Below are 21955 nucleotides of genomic sequence, written 5' to 3'. Positions count from 1 at the left end.
TATGTTTAATAAAGTATCAAAGAGCATGAAATTAGGAGCTCATGAATTAAAACTTGAAACTGGAGAAATTGCACGTCAAGCTGATGGTGCAGTAATGGTAAGTTATGGTGAAACGGTTGTTCTAGTTACAGTTGTTGGAAATCAAAATGTAAAAGAAGGTCAAGATTTTTTTCCTTTAACAGTAGATTATCAAGAAAAAACCTATGCTGCAGGGAAAATTCCGGGAGGATTTTTTAAAAGAGAGGGTCGACCTAGTGAAAATGAAATATTAGTCTGTCGTTTAATTGATAGACCTTTAAGACCACTTTTCCCTAAAGGCTTTTATAACGATGTACAAATAGTTGCTACAGTTTTGTCATCAGATTCTGAAATTGATGCAGACATTCCTGCAATCATTGGCGCATCTGCTGCACTTTCTATTTCAGGTATTCCATTTTATGGTCCAATTGGGGCGACTAAAGTTGGCTATGTGGACGGTGAATATATTATCAATCCAACCAAGACTCAATTAGAAGAATCAGAGCTTGATCTAGTAGTGGCTGGAACTAAAGATGCAGTTTTGATGGTTGAGTCAGAAGCAAAAGAGCTCAGCGAAAAAATAATGTTAGATGCTGTTTTAGCTGGACATAAAGCAGCTAAAGATGTAATAAAATTAATTAATGATTTTGCAAAAGATTCTGCAAAAGATCCATGGGAATGGAATGCTCCTGAGCCAAATCAGGAATTAATTTCAAAAATCAGTAAGCTTGCGGAAAAAGACTTAAGCAAAGCTTTTTCAATCAAATCCAAATCTGAAAGATCGCAAAAGATTAGTGAGATTAAAGATAAGGTTCAAGCTGAATTGATCACGGATGATATGGGAACACTTGAAGTCAATGAAGTTAATAAAGAGTTTTTCAATTTGGAAGCAAAAATTGTACGTTCCAAAATTCTTGATGGAGAGCCTCGAATTGACGGACGTGATACAAGAACCGTGAGGCCAATTGAAATAGGTACAAGTGTGTTACCGAGAACTCATGGGTCAGCTTTATTTACAAGAGGTGAAACACAGGCACTCGCAGTTGCGACCTTAGGCACACCTCGTGACGCCCAAATTATTGATGCTCTTCAAGGTGAGTATACCGATAGATTTATGCTGCACTATAACTTTCCTCCATTTTCAACTGGAGAGACTGGAAGAGTTGGATCTCCGAAACGAAGAGAAATTGGTCATGGTCGTTTAGCTAAAAGAGCATTATTGGCTGTTCTTCCTGCACAAGAAGATTTTGATTACACTATCCGACTTGTTTCTGAAATTATGGAATCAAATGGTTCAAGCTCAATGGCATCAGTGTGTGGAGGATGTATGGCAATGCTTGATGCTGGAGTACCATTAAAATCTCATGTTGCTGGTATAGCCATGGGTTTGATCAAAGAAGATAATCGTGTCGCAATTCTTACTGATATTTTAGGTGATGAAGATCATTTGGGAGACATGGACTTTAAAGTTGCTGGATCAGAGAATGGGATCACGGCGCTTCAAATGGACATTAAAATTGATGGTATCACGACCGAAATTATGCAGGTTGCTCTTAAACAAGCAAAAGAGGGAAGAGAGCATATTCTTGGCTTAATGAAAAAAGCTTTGAAATCAAGCAGAACTGAGTTATCGAAGTATGCACCTAGAATAATGACCTTAAAAATTCATCCAGATAAAATCAGAGATGTTATTGGTAAAGGCGGTGCTGTCATTAAAGCTCTAACTGAGGAAACTAATACTACAATTGATATCACAGATGATGGTTTGGTGAAGGTAGCCTGTACGTCAGGCGAGGAAGGTCAGCTCGCTATTGAAAGAATTAAAGAAATCACAGCTGATGTAGAAGTTGATCAAATTTATGATGGTAAAGTTATCAAAATTTTAGACTTCGGTGCAATCGTTCAACTCATTCCTGGTAAAGATGGGTTGCTTCATATTTCACAAATTGCTCATGAGCGTGTGAATTCTGTTAAGGATCATTTGTCTGAGGGCGATGAAGTGAAGGTAAAAGTGATTGAAGTTGATCAAAAAGGTAAAGTAAGGGTCAGTGCAAAAGCATTAATTGAAAAGCCAGAAGAACCTGCTAAATCTGAAGAAGAATAAAAAAGGGGCTAAAAAGCCCCTTTTTTTTATTTACTATTTAACTATTTTGCCATTTGCTTTTCTCTAATTTCATCAAGAGTTTTGCAATCAATGCACAAAGTTGCAGTGGGTCTGGCTTGAAGTCGATTTAGACCAATTTCTTCTCCACATTGTTCACAGTAACCATAATCATCATTATCAATATTTCTTATAGTCTGTTCAATTTTTTTAATGAGCTTTCTTTCTCTATCACGATTTCTAAGTTCGAGTGCCATATCTGATTCCTGACTAGCTCGATCATTCGGATCAGCGTATGCAGTCAAATCATCTTGCATGTGTGAAACTGTCTTATCTATATCATGACTTAATTCATTCTTCCAATCAGCTAATATGTCCTTAAAGTGTTTCATTTGATTTTTGCTCATATAGCTTTCATTTGCTTTAGCTGAATATTGCTTAAAGGTTTTATTACCACTGGCAACGGCTTTCTTAGCTGCAGGTTTCGCCACGGCTTTCTTAGCTGCAGGTTTCGCTACGGCTTTCTTAGCTGCAGGTTTCGCTACGGCTTTCTTAGCTGCAGGTTTCGCTACGGCTTTCTTAGCTGCAGGTTTCGCTATGGCTTTTTTAGCTGCAGGTTTCGCTATGGCTTTTTTAGCTGCAGGTTTCGCCACGGCTTTCTTAGCTGCAGGTTTCGCTACGGCTTTCTTAGCTGCAGGTTTCGCTACGGCTTTCTTAGCAACCTCTACAGCTTTTGCAAAAATTGACTTTTTCTCTGCCATGTATTTTCCTTTTCAAATGAACCGCGAAAGTTTACTCTATTTTCGTTAAAAAAAACAGTTATAAACTATTTTTTTGGGCATCTAGGGTATTGCTCATCAGGGTAGCCACTGTCATTGGACCAACCCCGCCGGGCACTGGTGTTATGAATGAAGCATTATATTTCGCTACCTCAAATTCAACATCGCCAATAAGTTTGTCTCCAACCCGATTAATACCAATATCAATTACAACAGCACCCTTTTTGATCCAAGAGCCCTTGACCATTTCTGGCCTTCCAACTGCTGCGACAACAATGTCCGCATTGTTGATTTTGTCTTCAATATTTTGAGTTTTGCTATGACACTGTGTAACCGTTGCACCAGCTAGCAAGAGTTCAAAAGCCATTGGTCGACCAACATGATTTGATGCCCCAACCACTACAGCATCTTTGCCTAATACATCTATTTGCATAGCTTTTAGCATCTTAATGACACCATATGGTGTGCATGAGCGAAACTTTGGTTGACGCATGGCCAACAAGCCCAAGTTAATAGGATGAAATCCATCGACATCCTTATTTGGTGAAATAAGATCAAGAATTCGGTCTTCATCTAATGGGTGAGGTAATGGCGATTGAACAAGAATACCATCAACATCTTTATCATTATTTAAATCTATAATTAGTTTTTCTAATTCAGTTTGTGAAGTTGTAGCTGGAAGGTCATAAAATAAAGATTTAATTCCAACCTTTTCGCACGCCTTTCTTTTATTGTTGACATAGACTGATGATGCAGGGTCATCACCAACAAGGATAACTGCAAGTGCAGGATTTCTTATTCCACTTTGTTGCCTCTTCGTTATTTCTTCCTTTAATTCTTCAAGAAGGCTGTTGGCAATCTTTTTGCCATCGATTATTTGTGCTGTCATAAATCCTCCATCAAATTGCTTGATTATATATAAATACCTTTAATTTTTCCATTTTGGGGATTTACCATTTGACCAAATAAACAAATTGCGATATATTTGCGCGTTCGGGGTGTAGCGTAGCCTGGTAGCGCGCCTGCTTTGGGAGCAGGATGTCGGGAGTTCGAATCTCTCCACCCCGACCATTGTTACTCATAATTATAGAGTATACTGTAGCAAGCTTTATTATTACGTTAAGCTGCCCGTAGCTCAACTGGATAGAGCAACGGCCTTCTAAGCCGTAGGTTACAGGTTCGATTCCTGTCGGGCAGGCCAATTTCATTGGTGGCTGTAGCTCAGTTGGTAGAGTCCAGGATTGTGATTCCTGTTGTCGTGGGTTCGAGCCCCATCAGCCACCCCAAATTCTAGTTTATAATCTAATCAATAATGAAGATTTCTATTTTAATTCTATTTTTTATAATTAGTGGTTGTAAAACTGTTAGTACTATATCAAGTAAAAAAATGGATTTTGAAAGATACGCAGATACAGAAAACATTTCTTCATTCAAAATACTTGAAAATATTGAAAGTTATAGACCTGCAACTTGTTCGGATTTGTCTAGAAATCCATTTATGACCAACAGGTATGAATTTAAGATAAATGAATGATCAAGATTTAGAAAGATATGGAAGACATATTCTACTTCCTGAAATTGATTATGATGGCCAACAAAAGCTTTTAGATAGTCATGTTTTAGTAGTTGGTTTGGGAGGTTTGGGATCGCCAGCATCAATTTATCTTGCTTCTTCTGGTATTGGTGAATTAACCTTATGTGATTTTGATAAAGTAGAATTATCAAATTTACAAAGGCAAATAGCACACACAGAAGATAAACTACAAATCAACAAAGCACATTCTGCTAAAAGTTTTATTGCATCTATAAATTCGAATATCAATATTAATGCTATAGATAAAAAATTAAGTCAAAACGAATTTGATTCATACATAAAAAATAATTCAGTGGATGCAATACTCGATTGTTCTGATAACTTTCAAACTAGATATATTGTTAATAAAATAGCTTTTAAAAATAAAATCCCACTTATTTCCGGTTCAGCTATTCGATTCGAAGGACAGCTCGCCATTTTTGATTTTAGGGAAAACAGCTCAGCTTGCTATGAATGTTTGTTTCCTGACAATGGCGAAGAAAATGAACTCAGATGTGCTGATCATGGAATACTTGCTCCAGTGGTTGGCATAATTGGGGTAATGCAAACACTAGAAACAATTAAAGTATTATTAAACCTAAGTCCTTCCCAAAATCAATTAAAGATCTTTGATGGGAAAAGTAATGAATGGAAAACAATCTTATTTAAAAAAGATAAAGGATGCACAATCTGTTCATCTTCATCCGATCATTCCTAAAAGCATCGTGATAAAATATCATCCTTATGCAAGAATTAGAAAAATCCTTTAATCCATCATCTATAGAGTCAAAGTGGTACGCCTTCTGGGAGCAGCAGGGTTATTATCAATGTGGATTAGATCAAGCAAAAAAAGATAATTTTTCTATTTTACTTCCTCCTCCGAATGTCACCGGAACACTCCACATGGGGCATGGCTTTAATCAAACCTTGATGGATAGTTTGACTAGGTACCATCGCATGAGAGGGTCCAATACTTTATGGCAGCCAGGGACAGATCATGCAGGCATTGCAACACAAATAGTTGTTGAAAGACAATTGGATCAAAAAAATATTTCAAGACATGATTTGGGACGGGAAAAATTTATAGAGAAAGTTTGGGAATGGAAAGAAGAATCCGGGGGTAAAATTACTAAGCAAATGAGACGGCTTGGCACTTCACCTGACTGGAGTCGTGAAAGATTTACTATGGATGAAGGTTTGTCCAAAAGTGTGAATCAGGTCTTTGTTAAGTTATATAATGATGGACTCATCTACCGAGGAAAGCGTTTAGTTAACTGGGATGTAAAGTTACAAACCGCTGTCTCTGATCTAGAAGTGATTCAAGAAGAAGAAAATGGTCATTTATGGCATATCGATTATCCTCTCGCAAATAATCATGATGACAAACTTACTGTTGCAACAACAAGACCAGAAACAATGCTGGGTGATGTTGCCGTGATGGTGCATCCTGATGACAATCGTTACAACAGTCTAATTGGATCACATGTGATTCTTCCTCTGACTGGAAGAGAGATTCCGATTATTGCTGATGAATATGTGGACATGGAATTTGGAACAGGTGTTGTAAAGGTCACTCCTGCACATGACTTTAACGATTACGAGGTGGGCAAAAGACACTCTTTAGAAATGATTAACATTATGAGTCTTGATGGCTATATTAATGAGAATGGCGGGGAGTTTGAGGGGTTAGAAAGATTTGAAGCGCGAAAAAAAATTGTTGAAAAACTCAAAGAACAAGGCTACTTAAATAAGGTTGAAGATTACCAGCTAAAAATTCCGCGAGGTGATAGAACCAATGTCGTTATAGAACCACTCCTAACGGATCAATGGTTTGTGGCGATGTCTAAAGAAGTTAATCAAAGCCAAAGTATCGCTGCAGAAGCTCTAAATGTTGTTAAATCTGGAGAGGTGAAGTTTTACCCTGATAATTGGAAGAATACCTATAACCAGTGGTTGGAAAATATTCAAGACTGGTGCATATCACGACAGCTCTGGTGGGGCCATCAAATACCTGCATGGTATGGACCTAACGATGAGATTATTGTTGCCCATAATAAAAAAGAGGCTGAAAAAATTGCCGCCGATAAAGGGATTGACCCAAAGAATTTGAAGCAAGATAATGATGTGCTTGATACATGGTTTTCATCTGCCTTATGGCCATTTTCGACATTAGATTGGACACCAGAATATCCAAGTGTAACTAATCCTGTGCTTGATAAATACCTCCCATCCTCAGTCCTGGTAACAGGTTTTGACATCATTTTCTTCTGGGTGGCACGAATGGTCATGTTGACTAAATACGTTACGGGAAAAATCCCATTCAAACATGTTTATGTGCACGGACTGATACGTGATTCAGAAGGACAGAAAATGAGTAAGTCGAAAGGTAATGTTCTTGATCCTATCGATTTAATTGATGGTATTGATTTAGATAAATTAATTGATAAAAGAACTTATGGATTAATGAACCCAGCACAAAAAGAATCAATTGCTAAACGTACCAAAAAAGAATTTCCAGATGGAATTCTAGCTTATGGAACAGATGCACTGCGATTCACGTTTGCTAGCCTAGCCTCTCCTGGCCGAGATATTAAATTTGATCTCAATCGATGTGAAGGATATCGAAATTTTTGTAACAAGATCTGGAATGCATCTAGGTTTGTTTTAATGAATTGCCCAGATGATGATAATGGTTTTGAACAATGTACAGATGGCTTTATGAATTTCTCGCAAGCTGACCGATGGATTACATCTATATTTCAAAATACATTAAGAAATATAGAATCTAATTTTGAAAATTATCGCTTTGACCTTGCTGCTCAAGAGATGTATCAATTCATCTGGGATGAATATTGTGATTGGTACCTTGAAGTAGCCAAGGTGCAGTTAAATAAGTCTAATGCTCAAGCAACAATCCGGGGAACCAAAAGAACGCTATTGGGTATATTAGAGAAAATTCTTAAAATGATCCACCCTGTGATGCCATTTATCTCAGAAGAAATTTGGCAAATTATTTCTCATAAAACAGGCACTCACTCTGAAACGATTATGTTACAAAGTTATCCTTTATCTAGAGAGAAAAAAATTGATAAGGATGCGGAAGCCTGGATGCAAACCTTAAAACATATGGTAGAAGAGTGTCGAAAATTAAGAGGGGAGATGAATATATCTCCTGCAGAAAAAGTTCCCCTTCTTATTATTGGGAACCCAGACACTATTCAAGCATATCAAGATTATTTATTGCAACTTGCAAAATTGGAATCCATAAGTGTCATTGATAAATTTGAAAAAATTGATGCACCAGTGGCTATTGTCGGTGAATACAAATTGATGCTAAAAGTTGAAATTGATGTTGCTGCTGAGAAACAAAGATTGCAAAAAGAAATAGACAAATTAATTGTAGAGTTGAAAAAAGCTGACGGGAAATTAGCCAATCAATCTTTTATAGAGAAGGCGCCAGAGAGTGTTATTGCTCAGGAAAAAGAAAGGCAGAAAAAGTTCTCAGATGATTTGCAAAAATTTAAAGAACAATTATCAAGATTAGATAGCTAGCCCTTTAATATTCGAATTATAAAAGTTTCGTTTTCACTTCGATCATCAATAAATTCATGATCGGTATATTCACAAAAAGCCTTAAGATCTTTAACTGCATTTTGATCTGTAGCAATAATTTTTAAAATCTGACCTCTTTCAATATTGCTTAAAGCTTTTTTTGTAGAAAGTAGAGGCATTGGGCATTTCTGCCCAATTGCATCTAATTCTACTTCGATATAATTTTCACTCATTTATTGAATGGTTCCATATCACCAGGATTTCGTAACATCTTGTCAACTTCGCCTAAATGTAGTTCCTCATTGTAAATCATCTCTCTAGCATATTCCTCTAACATCACTGAATGACCTTCAACCAATTTTAGTAATTCCTTATATGAGTTTAAAGCAGCCATCTCGTGATCCAAAGATTCTCTTAAGATATCGCCGATATCATGATTTTCAGTTTCTAATAAAGGACCTATTGCAAGAGATGGGTGCCCACCTAGATTAGTAATTACTTCTCCAGCTTTATTTGCATGATCAAGAGATTCAGTCGCCTGATCTCTTAGCCAGGAAATGATTGGAATACGGCTATAGCCATAGACCATTAAGCTGTAATGAGTATAACGAACAACACCAGCCAGTTCTAATTCTAAAATTTTGTTCAGTGCATCAATTATTTTTTTGTTATCCATGATAAATCCCCAAGGTTAAAATTTAGATTGATTTAAACATAAAATGCCAAAGATTGCAGAAACAAGAATGATTGCTATTTAGATTCTTATTAAGAAGCTAACAATATTAAGAATAGCCATAACGATCATGGTCCAAAAGGTAAACTTCATTCCTTGAACCCGCTGTTTTAAGTCCATTGTTTTTTTCAGGAATGATTTAGCATGAATAATCCTGCCAAAGGTAAAAGAAATACCAACTAAAAATATGATTGAAAAGTGAATTTTATTTAATTCCATACATGCCATCATAATTAATCCAAGTGGAACATATTGGTTAAAATTTGAGTGCGCTGCAATGGCTTGTTCAAGCTCTTTATTTTTTGCAAAACCTATCGCTATTTTGTTATTACGTCGAATTTTAATGACGTTTTTAGCTAAGTAATAGTATAGAAAAAATAGTATCGCACTAAATAGGGCAGTTACTGGGATCATGGTATGTCTCTAAAAAGTAGTGGATTGTGATTATATTCATAATAAATTTTATTTCAACAGCGCTGCTCCATAAACTCCAGCAGAATCCCCAAGCTTATTAATGAGAATGGGTGTTTTAAAAGATTCAGAAAATACATACTTTTGAATTTCTTCAATACCCCGACTATAGAGATACGATAAATTAGATAGCCCTCCTCCTAATACAATGACATCTGGATCAATGCTATTAATAATATTGGCAATAGACCTTCCAAAATTATTCATAAACTCATCAAAAATTTTTATTTCTAAATCGCTCTTATTTGGTTTGTTAAAAAATTCTTGAGCAGAGTAATTCAAATTATAATTATGTAAGCGTGTTTCTATCCCGCTACCTGATATGTATGTCTCTACACATCCTTTTTTTCCACAATAACAGTCGTTGCCATCAGGATGTAAAATGGAATGCCCCCATTCGCCACAAATTAAATTTGGGCCCAAACGTATTTGATTATTGAATACAAAACCACCCCCGCAACCTGTACCCATAATAATTCCAAAGACCAACTCATAGCCCTTGGCGGCACCCAAGATAGCTTCAGCTAAAGCAAAACAATTCGCATCATTATCGATTTTGACTGAATGATTGAGCATGTCTTCAATCATTGTATGAAAGGCAATTCCATTGAGACAGGTGGTATTTGAATTTCTCAGTAACTTTGTGTCAGGCTCAATTGAACCAGGGGTACAAATCCCGACTGTAAAGTGTTTTGTGTCAACTACATCTAATGCTTGATAATAAATTTTTGATATTTGGTTGAAGATATGATCTGGGCCTTTGCCAGCCTCAGTTGGAATACGATCTCTAAAAATAGGTGTTTCATCTCTCAGTACAATCGTTTCAATTTTTGTACCACCAAGATCGATACCAATTTTATAATTAGTTTCCATTGAGAAAAATATATTTTTAAATTAATGTTTGGTCAAGTTTTTGTTAGTATTGTTTTATGGAATATCTATATCAATTAATAGCTTTAATCTTTTTTTTCATTATTTTCAAACATTCATGGGATGGCTACAAAGAATTTAAAGACGCCAATGATGAGCGTAAGTCTGAAATTAAAAGAATGTGGCTACTCTTTTCAGTTATTACTGTAATTTTTATCTATATTCTTTTAAGAGATAGATAACGTCATTTCAATTTACACCAATCTTTATAAAAAGAAAGGATCAAAATTATGATTAAGTGGATTAGTACTGCATTAGTTTTAACAGGAATACTTTTAACCAATTTAAATATTTATCCGCTAAATATTTATTTTCATGGTGTAGGAGTGATTGGTTGGACGATCGCTGGCTTTTTTTATAAAGATAAAGCCATCCTTGTCAATTTTGGATTGCAGATACCATTATTTGCGCTGGGCTTTTTTAAAACGATAACTTAGTTAACTAGGTTTTATTGAATAAATATTGATGGGACATAAAAAAGTGGTGGCCAGAGACAGAATCGAACTGTCGACACGAGGATTTTCAGTCCACTGCTCTACCGACTGAGCTATCTGGCCAAATTTGAACGTGAAATTATATCAAATAATGATAATGAAAGGCTAACTTCTTTGTATGAATTTCAAGAAATAGTTTTTGAGGTTAAGTTGATATAAAGTAAAGACAATCATTCCGTATATTAAATTTGGCATCAAATAAGCAGGGAAATAATTCCAGCCATACTGAATTGATGTGAAAAAAGAAGGGCTGCCAAATTTATCAGAGAACATATAGTAAGTATTTGTTGAAATTATAAAAGCGAGTGTGATGCTTAATAGAAGTGCTACAAAAAATAAATTAAATTTAATATCGTAATTTTTTATTAATTTTCCGGTGACAAACATTGCAAGGTAAGTTGGGATAAGGCCCCAATAACCATCCGTTAAGCAAAACGCCAAACTATTATCAAAAAAACCAGAACCAAAATCAATGACTGCAGTAAGTATAAAAAATAAACAAAATAGTAAAATCGATGGGATAAAAAGACCAAGAGTTAAAAAGACAATTAAACTTGCATCAGGAATCGAAAACTCAGTTAAAAAATGACTTCCTCTTGTTAGAAAAATCAAAAAAACTAAAAAACTAATCAACAATAAATTTTTTTTACTAAATACTTGCATCATATTTCAACTTCCATTCCGATAAACCATGTTCTTCTAAAATTATACGGATATGTTGTTCCATATCCATAGCCGTTTGTAACTGTTCGTATGCCATTCTTTTGCTCAAATATATTATTTACTGATGCAAAAATATTCAGGTTATTAAATTGTAAAACATTTCTTAAATTATATCTCACAAAAGCATTGGTCGATTCATAGGATGGCGACATCATATTTGCATTGTTGTTAAAGTCGTCAAAAATGTAACTACGATCACGCCACACATGATTGAGGGAAGCATTCCAATTATCATAATCATAGTGAATAGCTAAATTAATTGAATTTTTTGGCACCCCTGGCAATAACTTTCCACTGGGAAAGGTTGAGCTGTCAGTATCATTTAAAATTTTTGCAATGGTATAGCTGTAGTTAAATTTAAGATTAAATCTGTCATTGAGCTTGCGCATGAAAAAGACTTCATAACCATATTTGTTGGTGCGGTCGATATTTTCATTTTGAAAAGTAGATGGGTTATAAACAATTTCATTATCCAGGTCGGCGTAAAAGGTACTGATTTTTAACTTTTGTACCGGATCAATATAATTCAAACCGATATTGATTGTTCTGCTTTGCATTGGTTTAATATTTGGATTGAGGGTATCGTAATTTCCTGTGAAAAAATTATAAGGAAGCATGCGGTCAATATCTTGAGATTGCATGCTTTTGGAAAAATTAGAAAATAAGTTAACTTGATTATTCACAATATAATTTAACCCAGTTTCAAACATGGATAGACGGTCAGACTGGTCGGTATTAATACTAGTGTTATTGAATTTGGTGATTACTCTCTCTGATCTCGCCCCATAAGTAATAGACAATTTATTATTTTTATCTATTAGGTGCTTGGCTTGTAAATAGATTGCCTCATTTTGCTTGTTTGCTTGATTGACATGAGAAGTTGAATTTCGATAGGCATTTAATTCTCTTTCACTTAAGGACATTCCTGATGTTAAGTTAAAGCTTTTACCGGAATAATCAAATTCAAGTCCGTTAACAATGGCACTTGTTTTTCTTAAGTTGGTTGCGTAATCCCTGGCATCATATTTTTTTCTTTGTCCCTGATGGTACACTTTGACTGAAAAATTATCTGAAAAATGTGTGACATAATCCAATCCCCAGATATCATCGTTGTAGTCAAACTCATTGTATGAAGATACACCTGCCCTTGAAGGATCTCTTTGAAATTGCGATCTACTAAGAGCGGAGGGAAAAAGTGAATTTGATTCCGTATTCGAATATTTAAAATTAATTTGAGAGTATTGATCTGGTTGATAACTTAATTTGATGACTTGGTTAGTCGATTTATTTTTGTCTTTGTTGCCTTTGGAATCTTTTTGACTGTAGCCGTCATTACTCTCGTAACTTGTAGATAATGATATTGAAAAATTATCTATAGTTTCCCCTGTACTGAAGGAATGATTCTTTTGCCCATAATTGCCAAATGCAGATGAAATCCGAGTTTTGTTATGATTTTTGGTATAAATATTTATTGATCCAGCGTTAGAGCCATCTCCATGAACCACTGACCCGCTGCCTTTTAGTATTTCAATACGATCAATATCATTGGTATTAATGGTTCCTAAAAAACTAGGTGCCATATCAATGTTATTAATTCGATATCCATCCACATTAATCACAATATTTTGATATCCATTCTCTAATCCATAGCCTCTCATATCAATCGATGGAGCAGCCTTGTTTCCTGAGTAGGATGAAACATTGAGTGATGACTTGGTTGATAAGAAATCAAATAGGTTATTTGTCCCTGAATTGATAATTTCCTGATGATCATAGACCTCAACATGATGAGCGGAGTTACTTTCCGAGGTATAAAATTTATTTGAATAAACAATTACTTCATCAGTATTAAGACCCTCTGAATAAATTAATGAAGAATGTAAACTGAAAAAGACAACACTGAAGATAATTTTAAAGTGACGCACAGAGCCTCCCAGGCAAAAATCATGATGATTAAGCGTCGATAGGAAGCTTAATACACACCCGTATAAATAAAAATTGATTGGCCGGTATCCGGACTCAAGAGACAAAATATAACGTCTTCCCAAGAAAATCTCAGTGACATATTGTTATATCCACACTCTTTGACCGTTGCGGGGGCAGTATTGGATTCTCACCAATTTCCCGATTATGCCTATCTCTAGGCCACCATCAGATTTGACTATAGCATAAGAAAGACTACAATATAAGTATGGTTTTAAGAAAAATTGCTATTTTTTCGCTGATTATTTTTGCATTTATGCAATGGTCATCCTTGCAACATGACATCGAGCATTTGCAAGAGGCTATGTATGTTGCACACTGTACTGATGAGTCAAAAGAGGACAGCAAAGAGCTTAATCATTGTGAACATTGTCATGTGTTAAATAATCTTACTTATGCGAATATTTACAATGATCAATTAGAATTTAATAAACAATTAAATTCAACTTTAAATGATAGCTATAGGGTATTTGCCTTTACCCATTTCTATAGCATCAATTCCGTTAGGGGCCCACCACTGATCTCTTAATTAAATTATTTCAATTTTTTTAGGAGAAAACTAATGCAACAAAAATATAAATTTTTGTGTTTGTTTGTATTAATAGCACTACAAGCACAAGCTTATGCTGATCAAAAAATAGATCTGCCAACCACACCAGTTACCGCAAACCCTTTGGGCGTCAGTTCTGATGAGTTTATTGTGCCAATATCAGTTTTGAATGGGCATGAACTCGATATCAAGAGAAACAATAGTTTTGCGGAGACGCTTGATGGAACCCCTGGTGTTTCATTTTCAAATTGGGGACCTACCATAGGAAGACCTGTGATTCGAGGAATGTCGGCAGACCGAATTCGTATCATGCAGAATGGGATTAATTCGTTGGATGTATCATCATTTAGTTCTGATCATGCTGTGGCAATTGATCCACTGGTGATAGAACAAATTGATATTATTCGCGGCCCTGCGACTGTTCTTTATGGAGGAGGAACCGTTGGCGGGGTGGTGAATGCGATAGACCATCGAATACCAAGGCAAAAAATTACTGGTGCAACCGGTCGAGCAGTAACCCGACTTGGGGGAGCAAACAGTGAACGGAGCTCAGCGGTGGTCGGCGATGTGGGTTTTGGAAATTTTGTTATTCACCTGGATGCATATACCAGAAAGACCGGTAATTTAAGCATTCCCGGATATTCCGTTTCTGGAAAATTAGCTCGATCTGACAGCGAGATCAGTCGCAACCAGTATGGTAAAAAGGGACAGTTAAGGAATTCTGGATCTGATATAGATGGCGGGGCAGTCGGTGCTTCATACTTTTTTGAAAAGGGCTATGTGGGAATGTCCTATGCCAAGCATGAAAGCGAGACAGGTAATCCTCTAACAGCAACTGGCTTTTTTGATTTGGAAACAAATCGATGGGATCTGCATTCTGAATTTCATGATTTAGATGGATTCTTTAACCATTTTAAGTTTAAGATGGCTCATACCGACTATAAACATGATGAACATCATGAGCCAGGAGAAATTGAAAATACATTCAAGAATCGAGGTTTAGATGGAACACTGGAATTAGGCCATCATGCGATCGCTGGCATGAGTGGTGTGGTGGGGCTTCATTTTGAAAATTCATCTTTCAAACAACCCAATGGGGTGTTATTACCAAACGCCAATACCGATTCACAATCCGTGTATGTTTATGAGGAATTACCAATCAATGAACATAAACTGACCTTGGGCTTTAGACGCGGTAATCATGATGTAAAAAGGAATAGCTTTACGGGGGATGGTGGGTGCAGTATTTCTTATACTAACCTTGTTGATTGCGCAGCTTCTGGGGGTTCTGAAGATGATCAGTCCTTTGGGGAAACCGAAAAAACATTTCAAACAAACAATGCTGCCATCGGGGGTGTTTATAAAATCAACCAAAACTGGTCTCTAAATTCGAATGTAGCACATTCCGAAAGAGCCCCAGCATTTTTTGAATTATTTCCTTACGGGGCACACCATGCCACGGCCCAGGTACATAAAGGAAACGAAAATTTAAATACCGAGCTATCGAATACGATTGATTTTCAAATTAAGTGGAAGAATAATGGCCATGCTTTTAGCGTTGGCCCATATTACACAAAATTTAATCGATTCATTGGAATATTTAATACGGGGAACGAGCTCTATCATCTTCACGAAGGGGAAGATGAGGCTGAAGGGATGAGCGTCTTTCAATATCGTTCTGTCGGCGCGACTTTTAAAGGCTTAGAATTCGACGGTAACTATCAAATTAATGATCAGTTTGATTTTTCCTACAAGGGCGACTATGTTCGCGCTGAACAGGATAACGGTGATGATTTACCAAGAATTTCTCCACTGCGATTAGGCGCCGGGATTGCTTATGAAAAAAATAATTTTTATGCAAGGCTAGATATCTTAAGAGCGTTTGCTCAAGATAATATTGCGACACATGAGCTTAAGACAGACGCCTACACAAATGTGACTGCCTATGCGTCATATCAATTACCGGTTGAATATAATTTACAACTCTTCCTGAAAGGGCATAACTTACTCGATCAAGAAATACGTGATCATTCTTCTTTTATGAAGGATAAGTTTTTAAGGGCTGGCCGGTCAGTTCTATTTGGTTTGCAGGGAGAGTTTTAATAGAAAATAATGATTAACCAAACCGCGGAGAGGTTTACTAGGCTTAGAAAAACGGCAGCACTGCCAATATCCTTCGCCCTCTTTGCGAGTTTGTGTTTTTCTAGACTGATTCGATCCACAGTCGCTTCGATGGCAGAATTTAATAGCTCAACTATTGGCACAAGTAACGTAGAAAAAATAAGCAGCACTAGTTCAATGCCATTGTTCGATAAATAAATGGCAAGAGGAATTAGGATCAGGGTCATTAGAACCTCTTGTCTGAAGGCGTCCTCTTTCTTGAAAGCCACTTTAAATCCAGCAAATGAATAACCAATCGCATTGATTAACCTTTTTATTCCTGTTTTTCCTTTAAAAGGACTTTCCATGTTACCCCTCACTTGATAAAATTTGCACTCATTATAAATGAATGTGAGAAAAAAATGGCAAGACTTGTTAATTGCGTTAAATTGGGAAAAGAAGCTGAGGGGCTTGATTTTGCTCCATACCCAGGTGAGTTAGGGAAAAAAATTTTTGAACATGTTTCAAAAGAAGCTTGGGCAGAATGGCTAAAGCACCAAACCATGTTGGTAAACGAAAACCGTTTAAGTTTAATTGATCCTGAAGCAAGAAAATACCTAACCCAACAAACCGAAAACTATTTTTTCGGTTCAGGTGCGGATCAGGCTGAAGGGTATATCCCTCCTAAAGAATAAGGCCTTATAAACCTAAGACCTTAACTCTTTTCTAATTTCTCTTGGCGAAGAATGTCTAACATCTGTACCTTTGACAGAATAGACAACGTGTTCCGTAATGTTTTCGGAATGATCACCAATTCTTTCAAGAGCTTTGGCAATGTAAATCACTTCTAAAGCTGATGAAATTTTCCTTGGGTCTTCAAGCATAAATGTCAGTTGATGCCTCATGCATAGTTGATATTTTTCATCAACAGTTTCATCTCTCTTGATTAATGCCAAAAGCGTTTCAGGGTCCATTCTGACAAAAGAATCTAATGCATCATGAAGCATTGCCGATACAAGCTTATAAAGTGAGTTGATATCAGTCAATGAAGGTTTAGCCATTCGATCGCTTTCAAAGATTCTCTTTGCAGCGCGAGCAATTTTTGCTGCCTCATCACCTATTCGTTCAAGGTCAGTCGTTATCTTCTGAACACAAAGAACGAAACGAAGGTCAGATGATACTGGAGTTCTTTTCACTAAAACTAGCTCACAAGATTCATCAATGTGCATTTGTAGTTGATTCACTTCTTCGTCTCGAGCTATGACTCTGTCGATCTTTTTAGAATCAGCATCTTTGAGAGTTGAGACTGCGTCCTTGATTTGCTCTTCTACAATACCACCCATCTCGATAACTTGAGCACGAAGTTTTTCAAGCTCTTGATCAAATGCGGAATATGAATGTATTGCCATGATATTTCCTTAAAAAATATAAGACAATATTAATAATATAATAGTTTGTCTTAAAAGACAATATAATTTAATAATTAATTTGTCCTCATAATCCCATATTACTTTTTATGTTGGTCAATGAAATCATTTTGTTATTGTTTTGACACCCTCTGAGGTTGCCAATAACAGTGTATTTGCAGGTCGTGCCGCAAACAGTCCATTGGTGACCACTCCAACAATCTGGTTAATTTTTGCTTCCATCGCAATCGGATCTGAAATCACGAGATTATGTACATCAAGAATGACATTGCCATTGTCAGTTGTAAAATCTCTGAGCACAGGGTTACCACCAAGTTTAGTTAATTCTCTGGCAACAAAGCTTCTTGCCATTGGGAGCACTTCAACAGGTAGAGGAAACTTGCCAAGTACATCCACATATTTTGATTCATCACAGATGCAAATAAAGTCTTTGGCATTTGCTGCAACAATTTTCTCTCTTGTTAGTGCACCACCACCACCTTTTAACATGTGCATGTGTTCGGTAATCTCATCTGCCCCATCCACATAAATCTCCATGCCATCAACACTATTTAAGTCAAAGACTTGAATGCCATGTTCTTTTAATCTGCTAGCTGTGGCTTCACTACTGGCAACTGCGCCATCAATTTTGTGTTTTACTTTAGCAAGTTCATCGATAAAGTAGTTGGCGGTTGAGCCAGTTCCTACACCTATGATTCCAGATTCAACATATTCTACTGCTGCTTTTGCGACTTGTTGCTTTAATTCATCTTGCGTTAACGCCATCATTTTCCCTTCAATGTATCTTTAAAGATTATATTAAAAATTTTGATTACAATGATACACCTCTGTAGAATGAACTAAAATACTAAAGATAAATGACAGTAGTATGAAGATAGATCTAAAACAGTTAAAAAAATCCATTGATCGCGTCAATAATTACAACGTGGTTAAAAAAACACCTCTTCAAAAGTTAGATCAGCTTTCTCAACGATTTAATAATAATATTTTTGTGAAACGAGAAGATCAGCAACTAATTCACTCGTTTAAAATTCGAGGGGCCATGAATAGGTTTTCCAAATTAACTAAGAAAAATCTCAGTAACGGCGTCATTGCAGCATCTGCAGGAAATCATGCGCAAGGGGTAGCGTTAAGTGCAAAAAAAATAAAGTGTCGTGCTGTTATTGTCATGCCAGAAATTACTCCCGTAATTAAGATTGATGCTGTAAAAAGTTATGGAGCTGAGGTGGTATTGCATGGCGATAACTTTGCTGCCGCCATGGCGCATGCCTTTGAATTAGCAGATAAAGAAAAATTAACATTTTTGCATCCGTATGATGATCTCGATGTCATTGCTGGTCAAGGTACCATTGGGAAAGAAATTCTTGATCAATTTAATAAACCAATTCATGCTATTTTTTGCTGTGTAGGTGGAGGTGGTTTGGTGTCTGGTGTTGCCGCTTATATTAAATCGGTCGATCCCAACATCAAGGTCATTGGAGTCGAAGCAAAGGGAGCTGAGGCAATGACAAAATCAATAAAAGCGAATAAAAGGATTAATTTGAAACAAGTGGCCTTGTTTGCTGAGGGTGCTGCTGTGAAACAAGTGGGAGAACATAACTTTGCATTATGTAAACAACTTGTTGATGAAATGATTGTTGTTGATAACGATTCAATCTGTGCTGCAATCAAAGATATGTTTGAAGATACACGCACTGTTCTGGAGCCAGCTGGTGCGTTAGCTTTAGCCGGGATGAAACAATACATAGACAAAAATAAGGTCTCAAATGAAAATATGATTGGTATCGCCTCAGGGGCGAACATGAATTTTGATCGCCTTCGTTTTGTCTCTGAACGGGCAGAGATCGGTGAGCAAAGGGAAGCCATTATTGCAGTCACTATTCCAGAAAAACCTGGAGCGTTTAAAAGTTTTTGTGAAAAGATTGGCAAAAGGAATATTACGGAGTTTAATTATCGGTTTTCTGGTAAGGAAAATGCGCAAATTTTTACTGGCATCAGCATCAGTGACCCCTCTGAAGTAAAAAAAATTATTAATTCCTTAGGCGCCGCTGGATTAGAAGCCATTGACTTAACTGCTAATGAAATGGCGAAATTACACCTCAGGCACCTGGTGGGTGGTCGAGCACCGCAGGCAAAAAATGAATTAATTTATCGTTTTGAATTTCCTGAGCAACCTGGCGCATTGATGAATTTTTTGGGTCATTTGAATAAAGGCTGGAACATTAGTTTATTTCATTACCGAAATCATGGAGCGGATACGGCTAGAGTGTTAGTAGGTATCCAAGTCCCGACCAGACAAAAACAAACTTTTAAAAAGTTTTTGAGTCAATTAGGTTATCCTTATTGGGATGAATCAGAAAACCCGGGATACAGTCTTTTTTTAGGCGATTAACATATAGGAATGTATCCTATTGAAATTATTTTTTATTCTATGAAAATGATTTTGATGATTAATTTTAAATAAAGTTAGGAAAATGAATGAAGTATTTAGCAGCTGTTTTATTTTTAGCCTTAGTGTCGTGTGGAGCTCCTGAGGCTCCAAAGGCATATGTTACTTCTCAAAAGGGAGGCATATCCGTCATTGATATTGAATCTAAGGAGGTAATCAATAACATTGATATTCAATCTTCAGGCCCCAGAGGGATAGGTATTTCTGAAGATGGAAAGTATCTAATCACAGCCAATAAAGGTGACGCCAATTTAAGCATTATTGACCGAGAAAGCGGCACTCTAGTGTCTCATGTTGAGGTTGGTAAAAATCCAGAATTTATAAGAGTGTTTGGTGATTTAGTCTTTGTCTCCACCGAACCTGCATCTTCTGGTAAGCCACCAGCACAAAAAGATCATGAAGCTAAAGACGAAGACGACGACGACGATAAGACACCTGCTCAAATTGCTGTGGTAGATATAAAGAGCGGAAAAAAATTGAGGGAAATTCAGGGCGGACCTGAAACCGAGGGAATTGAATTTAATAAAGACGGCACACAAATCATTGTTACCAATGAAGCAGATAACACGGTGACTATTCATGATCTCCAGTCAGGGGAATTATTGAAAACATTTGATGTGAAGCCATATGGCGACAGACCGAGAGGGATCAAAATGTCACCTAACGGGAATATCTTTGTGTCAACGCTAGAGCATAGTGATAATTTGATCGTATTAGATCAAGACTATAATCATTTACAAACCGTAGACACAGGAAAGAATCCTTACGGAGTAGCATTTGATGCATCTGGTGATCGATTATTTGTTGCATCAAGTAAATCTAAACTCCTTGAAGTGTTTGAAACAGAAGGATTTACAAAGCTTAAGGATATTCCGCTTGAGGGCAAAAGATGTTGGCACTTTACGTTTACTCCTAATAACGATGAGCTTCTTTTAGCGTGCGGCAGATCTGATGAGCTCATAGTCGTTGATACGAATAATCTTGAGGTGACCGGCTCAATTCCAGTATCCGGAATTCCATGGGGTGTGGTCACTTATCCAAAATCAATTGGAAGTCTTGACGACGTCAGATAGTATTAATTTGATTGATGTAGTTCCATTCATCTTCTGTTAAAGGGGTAATTGATAAACGGTTTCCCCTTTGCAGAATTTTCAATGTTTCTAATTGTTGATGCTGTCTTAATTCATTTAAGCTAACCAGCGGAATTTTTTTAACAAACGCAACATCCACATTGACCCATCTTGGATTATTTGGATCTGATTTCGGGTCATGATATTTGTGACCTTTAATAAACTGTAATTTATCAGGATAAGCTAATTTAGACACTTTCATGATGCCAACAATACCTGGCTCTTTACAGTTCGAGTGATAGAAAAAGGCAAGGTCTCCAATTTGCATAGCGTCTCGCATGAAGTTTCGTGCTTGATAATTTCTTATGCCATACCAATCTATTTTGCCGTCCCTTTTTAGGTCATCAATTGAATAATCCGAGGGTTCTGATTTCATGAGCCAATATTTCATTTATACTAATCCTAATTAATTTATTAGTAATTTTAACGATGATGCAAAAGAATGTAAAAGGGACAAATCTGCAAGTGTGCAGCCTAAATCCAAAAACTGGTTTTTTAAGAAATGGATTATGTGAACAGTGTGATTCTGATCAAGGAAATCATACGGTCTGCGCAGAAGTAAGTGATGAATTTTTAATTTTCTCAAAAGCATTAGGTAATGATTTATCTACCCCACGCCCAGAATTTCAATTTGCTGGCTTAAAACCTGGTGATCGTTGGTGTTTATGTGCAAGTCGATGGTTAGAGGCTGCAGAAGCAGGTATGGCCCCACCGGTCATATTGGAGGCCACGAACGAAAAATGTCTTGAATTGATCGATATTGCCGATCTGGAGTATCACAGCTTAAGGTAAGTTTGCTTTACTGTTGCCTAGACTAGCATCTAGAACCAAAGGTTCAGGTGGTAAAAGTCTATGATGCTTTAGGTTTGTTAACAAGAGCCCTTAAAAGGTAACCCAATTGTAACAATCTCACCACACCAGATGAACTTCAACCGATGCTAA

At 36.6% G+C, this 21955-nt stretch carries 24 protein-coding genes, 4 tRNA genes and 1 riboswitch; of the genes, 15 read left to right on the top strand and 13 right to left on the bottom strand.

Going from position 1 to position 21955, the window contains the following annotated elements; genetic code table 11:
- Position 1: 1 nt before the first annotated feature.
- The gene (pnp, locus tag QFA95_RS06590) at positions 2–2122 is read left to right on the top strand and encodes a polyribonucleotide nucleotidyltransferase (protein ID WP_486462723.1); all 2121 of its coding nucleotides are present in this window, start codon (positions 2–4) and stop codon (positions 2120–2122) included.
- A gap of 41 nt (positions 2123–2163) precedes the next feature.
- On the opposite strand, the gene dksA is transcribed toward pnp, so the two are convergent.
- Together dksA and folD are read right to left on the bottom strand one after the other, a co-directional pair.
- Entirely contained in the window at positions 2164–2526 is a 363-nt protein-coding gene (gene dksA / locus QFA95_RS06585) for an RNA polymerase-binding protein DksA (protein ID WP_486463458.1), read from the bottom strand.
- A gap of 412 nt (positions 2527–2938) precedes the next feature.
- The gene (folD, locus tag QFA95_RS06580) at positions 2939–3787 is read right to left on the bottom strand and encodes a bifunctional methylenetetrahydrofolate dehydrogenase/methenyltetrahydrofolate cyclohydrolase FolD (RefSeq protein ID WP_486462722.1); all 849 of its coding nucleotides are present in this window, start codon (positions 3785–3787) and stop codon (positions 2939–2941) included.
- Between the two features lie 105 nt (positions 3788–3892).
- On the opposite strand from folD, the gene QFA95_RS06575 reads away from it, so the two are divergent.
- The 6 genes from QFA95_RS06575 (at position 3893) to QFA95_RS06550 (ending at position 8023) form a co-directional block, all read left to right on the top strand.
- A tRNA-Pro gene (locus QFA95_RS06575) sits at positions 3893–3969 on the top strand.
- Positions 3970–4022: 53 nt separating this feature from the next.
- Positions 4023–4099: transfer RNA gene (locus QFA95_RS06570), tRNA-Arg, on the top strand.
- Between the two features lie 9 nt (positions 4100–4108).
- Positions 4109–4184: transfer RNA gene (locus QFA95_RS06565), tRNA-His, on the top strand.
- Positions 4185–4285: 101 nt separating this feature from the next.
- Positions 4286–4432 (top strand): hypothetical protein, encoded by a 147-nt coding sequence (locus QFA95_RS06560; RefSeq protein WP_486462721.1) that lies wholly within the window; start codon positions 4286–4288, stop codon positions 4430–4432.
- Entirely contained in the window at positions 4425–5189 is a 765-nt protein-coding gene (locus QFA95_RS06555; protein WP_486462720.1) for a HesA/MoeB/ThiF family protein, read from the top strand. Before QFA95_RS06560 ends, QFA95_RS06555 begins: the two co-directional genes overlap by 8 nt.
- 26 nt (positions 5190–5215) lie before the next feature.
- Complete coding sequence (locus tag QFA95_RS06550) at positions 5216–8023, top strand: valine--tRNA ligase (RefSeq protein WP_486462719.1); 2808 nt, start codon at positions 5216–5218, stop codon at positions 8021–8023.
- Here the strand turns inward: QFA95_RS06550 and QFA95_RS06545 are convergent.
- The 4 genes from QFA95_RS06545 to QFA95_RS06530 form a co-directional block, all read right to left on the bottom strand.
- Positions 8020–8256 carry a sulfurtransferase TusA family protein gene (locus QFA95_RS06545; protein ID WP_486462718.1) on the bottom strand — a complete coding sequence of 79 codons (237 nt, stop codon included), beginning with the start codon at positions 8254–8256 and terminating at the stop codon, positions 8020–8022. The genes QFA95_RS06550 and QFA95_RS06545 overlap by 4 nt on opposite strands.
- On the bottom strand, positions 8253–8699 hold the full coding sequence (locus QFA95_RS06540) for a ferritin-like domain-containing protein (RefSeq protein WP_486462717.1): 447 nt from the start codon (positions 8697–8699) through the stop codon (positions 8253–8255). The genes QFA95_RS06545 and QFA95_RS06540 overlap by 4 nt, the downstream gene beginning before the upstream one ends.
- A 78-nt stretch (positions 8700–8777) precedes the next feature.
- Positions 8778–9170, bottom strand: a complete 393-nt coding sequence (locus QFA95_RS06535; protein WP_486462716.1) for an MAPEG family protein — start codon at positions 9168–9170, stop codon at positions 8778–8780.
- A gap of 48 nt (positions 9171–9218) precedes the next feature.
- Entirely contained in the window at positions 9219–10100 is an 882-nt protein-coding gene (locus QFA95_RS06530; protein ID WP_486462715.1) for an ROK family protein, read from the bottom strand.
- Between the two features lie 56 nt (positions 10101–10156).
- Here QFA95_RS06530 and QFA95_RS06525 point away from each other — a divergent pair, with 56 nt between their 5' ends.
- Both QFA95_RS06525 and QFA95_RS06520 read left to right on the top strand, forming a co-directional pair.
- The gene (locus QFA95_RS06525) at positions 10157–10339 is read left to right on the top strand and encodes a hypothetical protein (RefSeq protein WP_486462714.1); all 183 of its coding nucleotides are present in this window, start codon (positions 10157–10159) and stop codon (positions 10337–10339) included.
- A 39-nt stretch (positions 10340–10378) separates the two neighbouring features.
- Complete coding sequence (locus tag QFA95_RS06520; protein WP_486463457.1) at positions 10379–10594, top strand: DUF6552 family protein; 216 nt, start codon at positions 10379–10381, stop codon at positions 10592–10594.
- A 44-nt stretch (positions 10595–10638) separates the two neighbouring features.
- On the opposite strand, the gene QFA95_RS06515 is transcribed toward QFA95_RS06520, so the two are convergent.
- The 3 genes from QFA95_RS06515 to QFA95_RS06505 form a co-directional block, all read right to left on the bottom strand.
- Positions 10639–10714 (bottom strand) — tRNA-Phe (locus tag QFA95_RS06515).
- Between the two features lie 42 nt (positions 10715–10756).
- On the bottom strand, positions 10757–11317 hold the full coding sequence (locus tag QFA95_RS06510; RefSeq protein ID WP_486462713.1) for a hypothetical protein: 561 nt from the start codon (positions 11315–11317) through the stop codon (positions 10757–10759).
- Positions 11314–13299, bottom strand: a complete 1986-nt coding sequence (locus QFA95_RS06505; protein WP_486462712.1) for a TonB-dependent receptor — start codon at positions 13297–13299, stop codon at positions 11314–11316. The genes QFA95_RS06510 and QFA95_RS06505 overlap by 4 nt, the downstream gene beginning before the upstream one ends.
- Before the next feature lie 62 nt (positions 13300–13361).
- A riboswitch (cobalamin riboswitch) is annotated at positions 13362–13541 on the bottom strand.
- A gap of 24 nt (positions 13542–13565) precedes the next feature.
- On the opposite strand from QFA95_RS06505, the gene QFA95_RS06500 reads away from it, so the two are divergent.
- A complete protein-coding gene (locus QFA95_RS06500; RefSeq protein WP_486462711.1) occupies positions 13566–13886 on the top strand; it encodes a hypothetical protein in 321 nt (106 codons plus the stop codon).
- 33 nt (positions 13887–13919) lie between these two features.
- Positions 13920–16010 carry a TonB-dependent receptor gene (locus QFA95_RS06495; RefSeq protein ID WP_486462710.1) on the top strand — a complete coding sequence of 697 codons (2091 nt, stop codon included), beginning with the start codon at positions 13920–13922 and terminating at the stop codon, positions 16008–16010.
- Here QFA95_RS06495 and QFA95_RS06490 read toward each other — a convergent pair.
- Positions 16007–16375: a diacylglycerol kinase gene (locus tag QFA95_RS06490; RefSeq protein WP_486462709.1), complete on the bottom strand. Its 369-nt coding sequence runs from the start codon at positions 16373–16375 to the stop codon at positions 16007–16009. The two genes, QFA95_RS06495 and QFA95_RS06490, sit on opposite strands and share 4 nt — an antisense overlap.
- A 54-nt stretch (positions 16376–16429) precedes the next feature.
- Between QFA95_RS06490 and QFA95_RS06485 the strand changes: the two genes are divergently transcribed.
- Positions 16430–16702 carry an oxidative damage protection protein gene (locus QFA95_RS06485; protein WP_486462708.1) on the top strand — a complete coding sequence of 91 codons (273 nt, stop codon included), beginning with the start codon at positions 16430–16432 and terminating at the stop codon, positions 16700–16702.
- Positions 16703–16714: 12 nt separating this feature from the next.
- On the opposite strand, the gene phoU is transcribed toward QFA95_RS06485, so the two are convergent.
- The gene (gene phoU / locus QFA95_RS06480) at positions 16715–17416 is read right to left on the bottom strand and encodes a phosphate signaling complex protein PhoU (RefSeq protein ID WP_486462707.1); all 702 of its coding nucleotides are present in this window, start codon (positions 17414–17416) and stop codon (positions 16715–16717) included.
- Between the two features lie 123 nt (positions 17417–17539).
- Entirely contained in the window at positions 17540–18199 is a 660-nt protein-coding gene (rpiA, locus tag QFA95_RS06475) for a ribose-5-phosphate isomerase RpiA (protein WP_486463456.1), read from the bottom strand.
- Between the two features lie 103 nt (positions 18200–18302).
- Here rpiA and ilvA point away from each other — a divergent pair, with 103 nt between their 5' ends.
- Both ilvA and QFA95_RS06465 read left to right on the top strand, forming a co-directional pair.
- Positions 18303–19826: a threonine ammonia-lyase, biosynthetic gene (gene ilvA / locus QFA95_RS06470; protein ID WP_486462706.1), complete on the top strand. Its 1524-nt coding sequence runs from the start codon at positions 18303–18305 to the stop codon at positions 19824–19826.
- 86 nt (positions 19827–19912) lie between these two features.
- Positions 19913–20956 carry a beta-propeller fold lactonase family protein gene (locus QFA95_RS06465; RefSeq protein WP_486462705.1) on the top strand — a complete coding sequence of 348 codons (1044 nt, stop codon included), beginning with the start codon at positions 19913–19915 and terminating at the stop codon, positions 20954–20956.
- Here QFA95_RS06465 and QFA95_RS06460 read toward each other — a convergent pair.
- The gene (locus tag QFA95_RS06460; protein WP_486462704.1) at positions 20949–21404 is read right to left on the bottom strand and encodes an EVE domain-containing protein; all 456 of its coding nucleotides are present in this window, start codon (positions 21402–21404) and stop codon (positions 20949–20951) included. The two genes, QFA95_RS06465 and QFA95_RS06460, sit on opposite strands and share 8 nt — an antisense overlap.
- A gap of 41 nt (positions 21405–21445) precedes the next feature.
- Here QFA95_RS06460 and QFA95_RS06455 point away from each other — a divergent pair, with 41 nt between their 5' ends.
- Entirely contained in the window at positions 21446–21805 is a 360-nt protein-coding gene (locus QFA95_RS06455) for a DUF2237 family protein (RefSeq protein ID WP_486463455.1), read from the top strand.
- Positions 21806–21955 lie beyond the last annotated feature (150 nt).

Origin of the sequence: Candidatus Methylolitoribacter marinus (genome assembly GCF_051853155.1) — a bacterium.
GTDB lineage: Bacteria > Pseudomonadota > Gammaproteobacteria > Burkholderiales > Methylophilaceae > BACL14.
Note: the sequence above shows the minus strand (reverse complement) of the source record. Positions and strands in the feature narration are given on the sequence as shown.

Bases quoted from the DNA above. Each gene is read 5' to 3' on its own strand.
- pnp (WP_486462723.1), top strand. From the start codon at position 2: ATGTTTAATAAAGTATCAAAGAGCATGAAATTAGGAGCTCATGAATTA.
- dksA (WP_486463458.1), bottom strand. From the start codon at position 2,526: ATGAGCAAAAATCAAATGAAACACTTTAAGGACATATTAGCTGATTGG.
- folD (WP_486462722.1), bottom strand. From the start codon at position 3,787: ATGACAGCACAAATAATCGATGGCAAAAAGATTGCCAACAGCCTTCTT.
- QFA95_RS06560 (WP_486462721.1), top strand. From the start codon at position 4,286: ATGGATTTTGAAAGATACGCAGATACAGAAAACATTTCTTCATTCAAA.
- QFA95_RS06555 (WP_486462720.1), top strand. From the start codon at position 4,425: ATGAATGATCAAGATTTAGAAAGATATGGAAGACATATTCTACTTCCT.
- QFA95_RS06550 (WP_486462719.1), top strand. From the start codon at position 5,216: ATGCAAGAATTAGAAAAATCCTTTAATCCATCATCTATAGAGTCAAAG.
- QFA95_RS06545 (WP_486462718.1), bottom strand. From the start codon at position 8,256: ATGAGTGAAAATTATATCGAAGTAGAATTAGATGCAATTGGGCAGAAA.
- QFA95_RS06540 (WP_486462717.1), bottom strand. From the start codon at position 8,699: ATGGATAACAAAAAAATAATTGATGCACTGAACAAAATTTTAGAATTA.
- QFA95_RS06535 (WP_486462716.1), bottom strand. From the start codon at position 9,170: ATGATCCCAGTAACTGCCCTATTTAGTGCGATACTATTTTTTCTATAC.
- QFA95_RS06530 (WP_486462715.1), bottom strand. From the start codon at position 10,100: ATGGAAACTAATTATAAAATTGGTATCGATCTTGGTGGTACAAAAATT.
- QFA95_RS06525 (WP_486462714.1), top strand. From the start codon at position 10,157: ATGGAATATCTATATCAATTAATAGCTTTAATCTTTTTTTTCATTATT.
- QFA95_RS06510 (WP_486462713.1), bottom strand. From the start codon at position 11,317: ATGATGCAAGTATTTAGTAAAAAAAATTTATTGTTGATTAGTTTTTTA.
- QFA95_RS06500 (WP_486462711.1), top strand. From the start codon at position 13,566: ATGGTTTTAAGAAAAATTGCTATTTTTTCGCTGATTATTTTTGCATTT.
- QFA95_RS06495 (WP_486462710.1), top strand. From the start codon at position 13,920: ATGCAACAAAAATATAAATTTTTGTGTTTGTTTGTATTAATAGCACTA.
- QFA95_RS06490 (WP_486462709.1), bottom strand. From the start codon at position 16,375: ATGGAAAGTCCTTTTAAAGGAAAAACAGGAATAAAAAGGTTAATCAAT.
- QFA95_RS06485 (WP_486462708.1), top strand. From the start codon at position 16,430: ATGGCAAGACTTGTTAATTGCGTTAAATTGGGAAAAGAAGCTGAGGGG.
- phoU (WP_486462707.1), bottom strand. From the start codon at position 17,416: ATGGCAATACATTCATATTCCGCATTTGATCAAGAGCTTGAAAAACTT.
- rpiA (WP_486463456.1), bottom strand. From the start codon at position 18,199: ATGGCGTTAACGCAAGATGAATTAAAGCAACAAGTCGCAAAAGCAGCA.
- ilvA (WP_486462706.1), top strand. From the start codon at position 18,303: ATGAAGATAGATCTAAAACAGTTAAAAAAATCCATTGATCGCGTCAAT.
- QFA95_RS06465 (WP_486462705.1), top strand. From the start codon at position 19,913: ATGAAGTATTTAGCAGCTGTTTTATTTTTAGCCTTAGTGTCGTGTGGA.
- QFA95_RS06460 (WP_486462704.1), bottom strand. From the start codon at position 21,404: ATGAAATATTGGCTCATGAAATCAGAACCCTCGGATTATTCAATTGAT.
- QFA95_RS06455 (WP_486463455.1), top strand. From the start codon at position 21,446: ATGCAAAAGAATGTAAAAGGGACAAATCTGCAAGTGTGCAGCCTAAAT.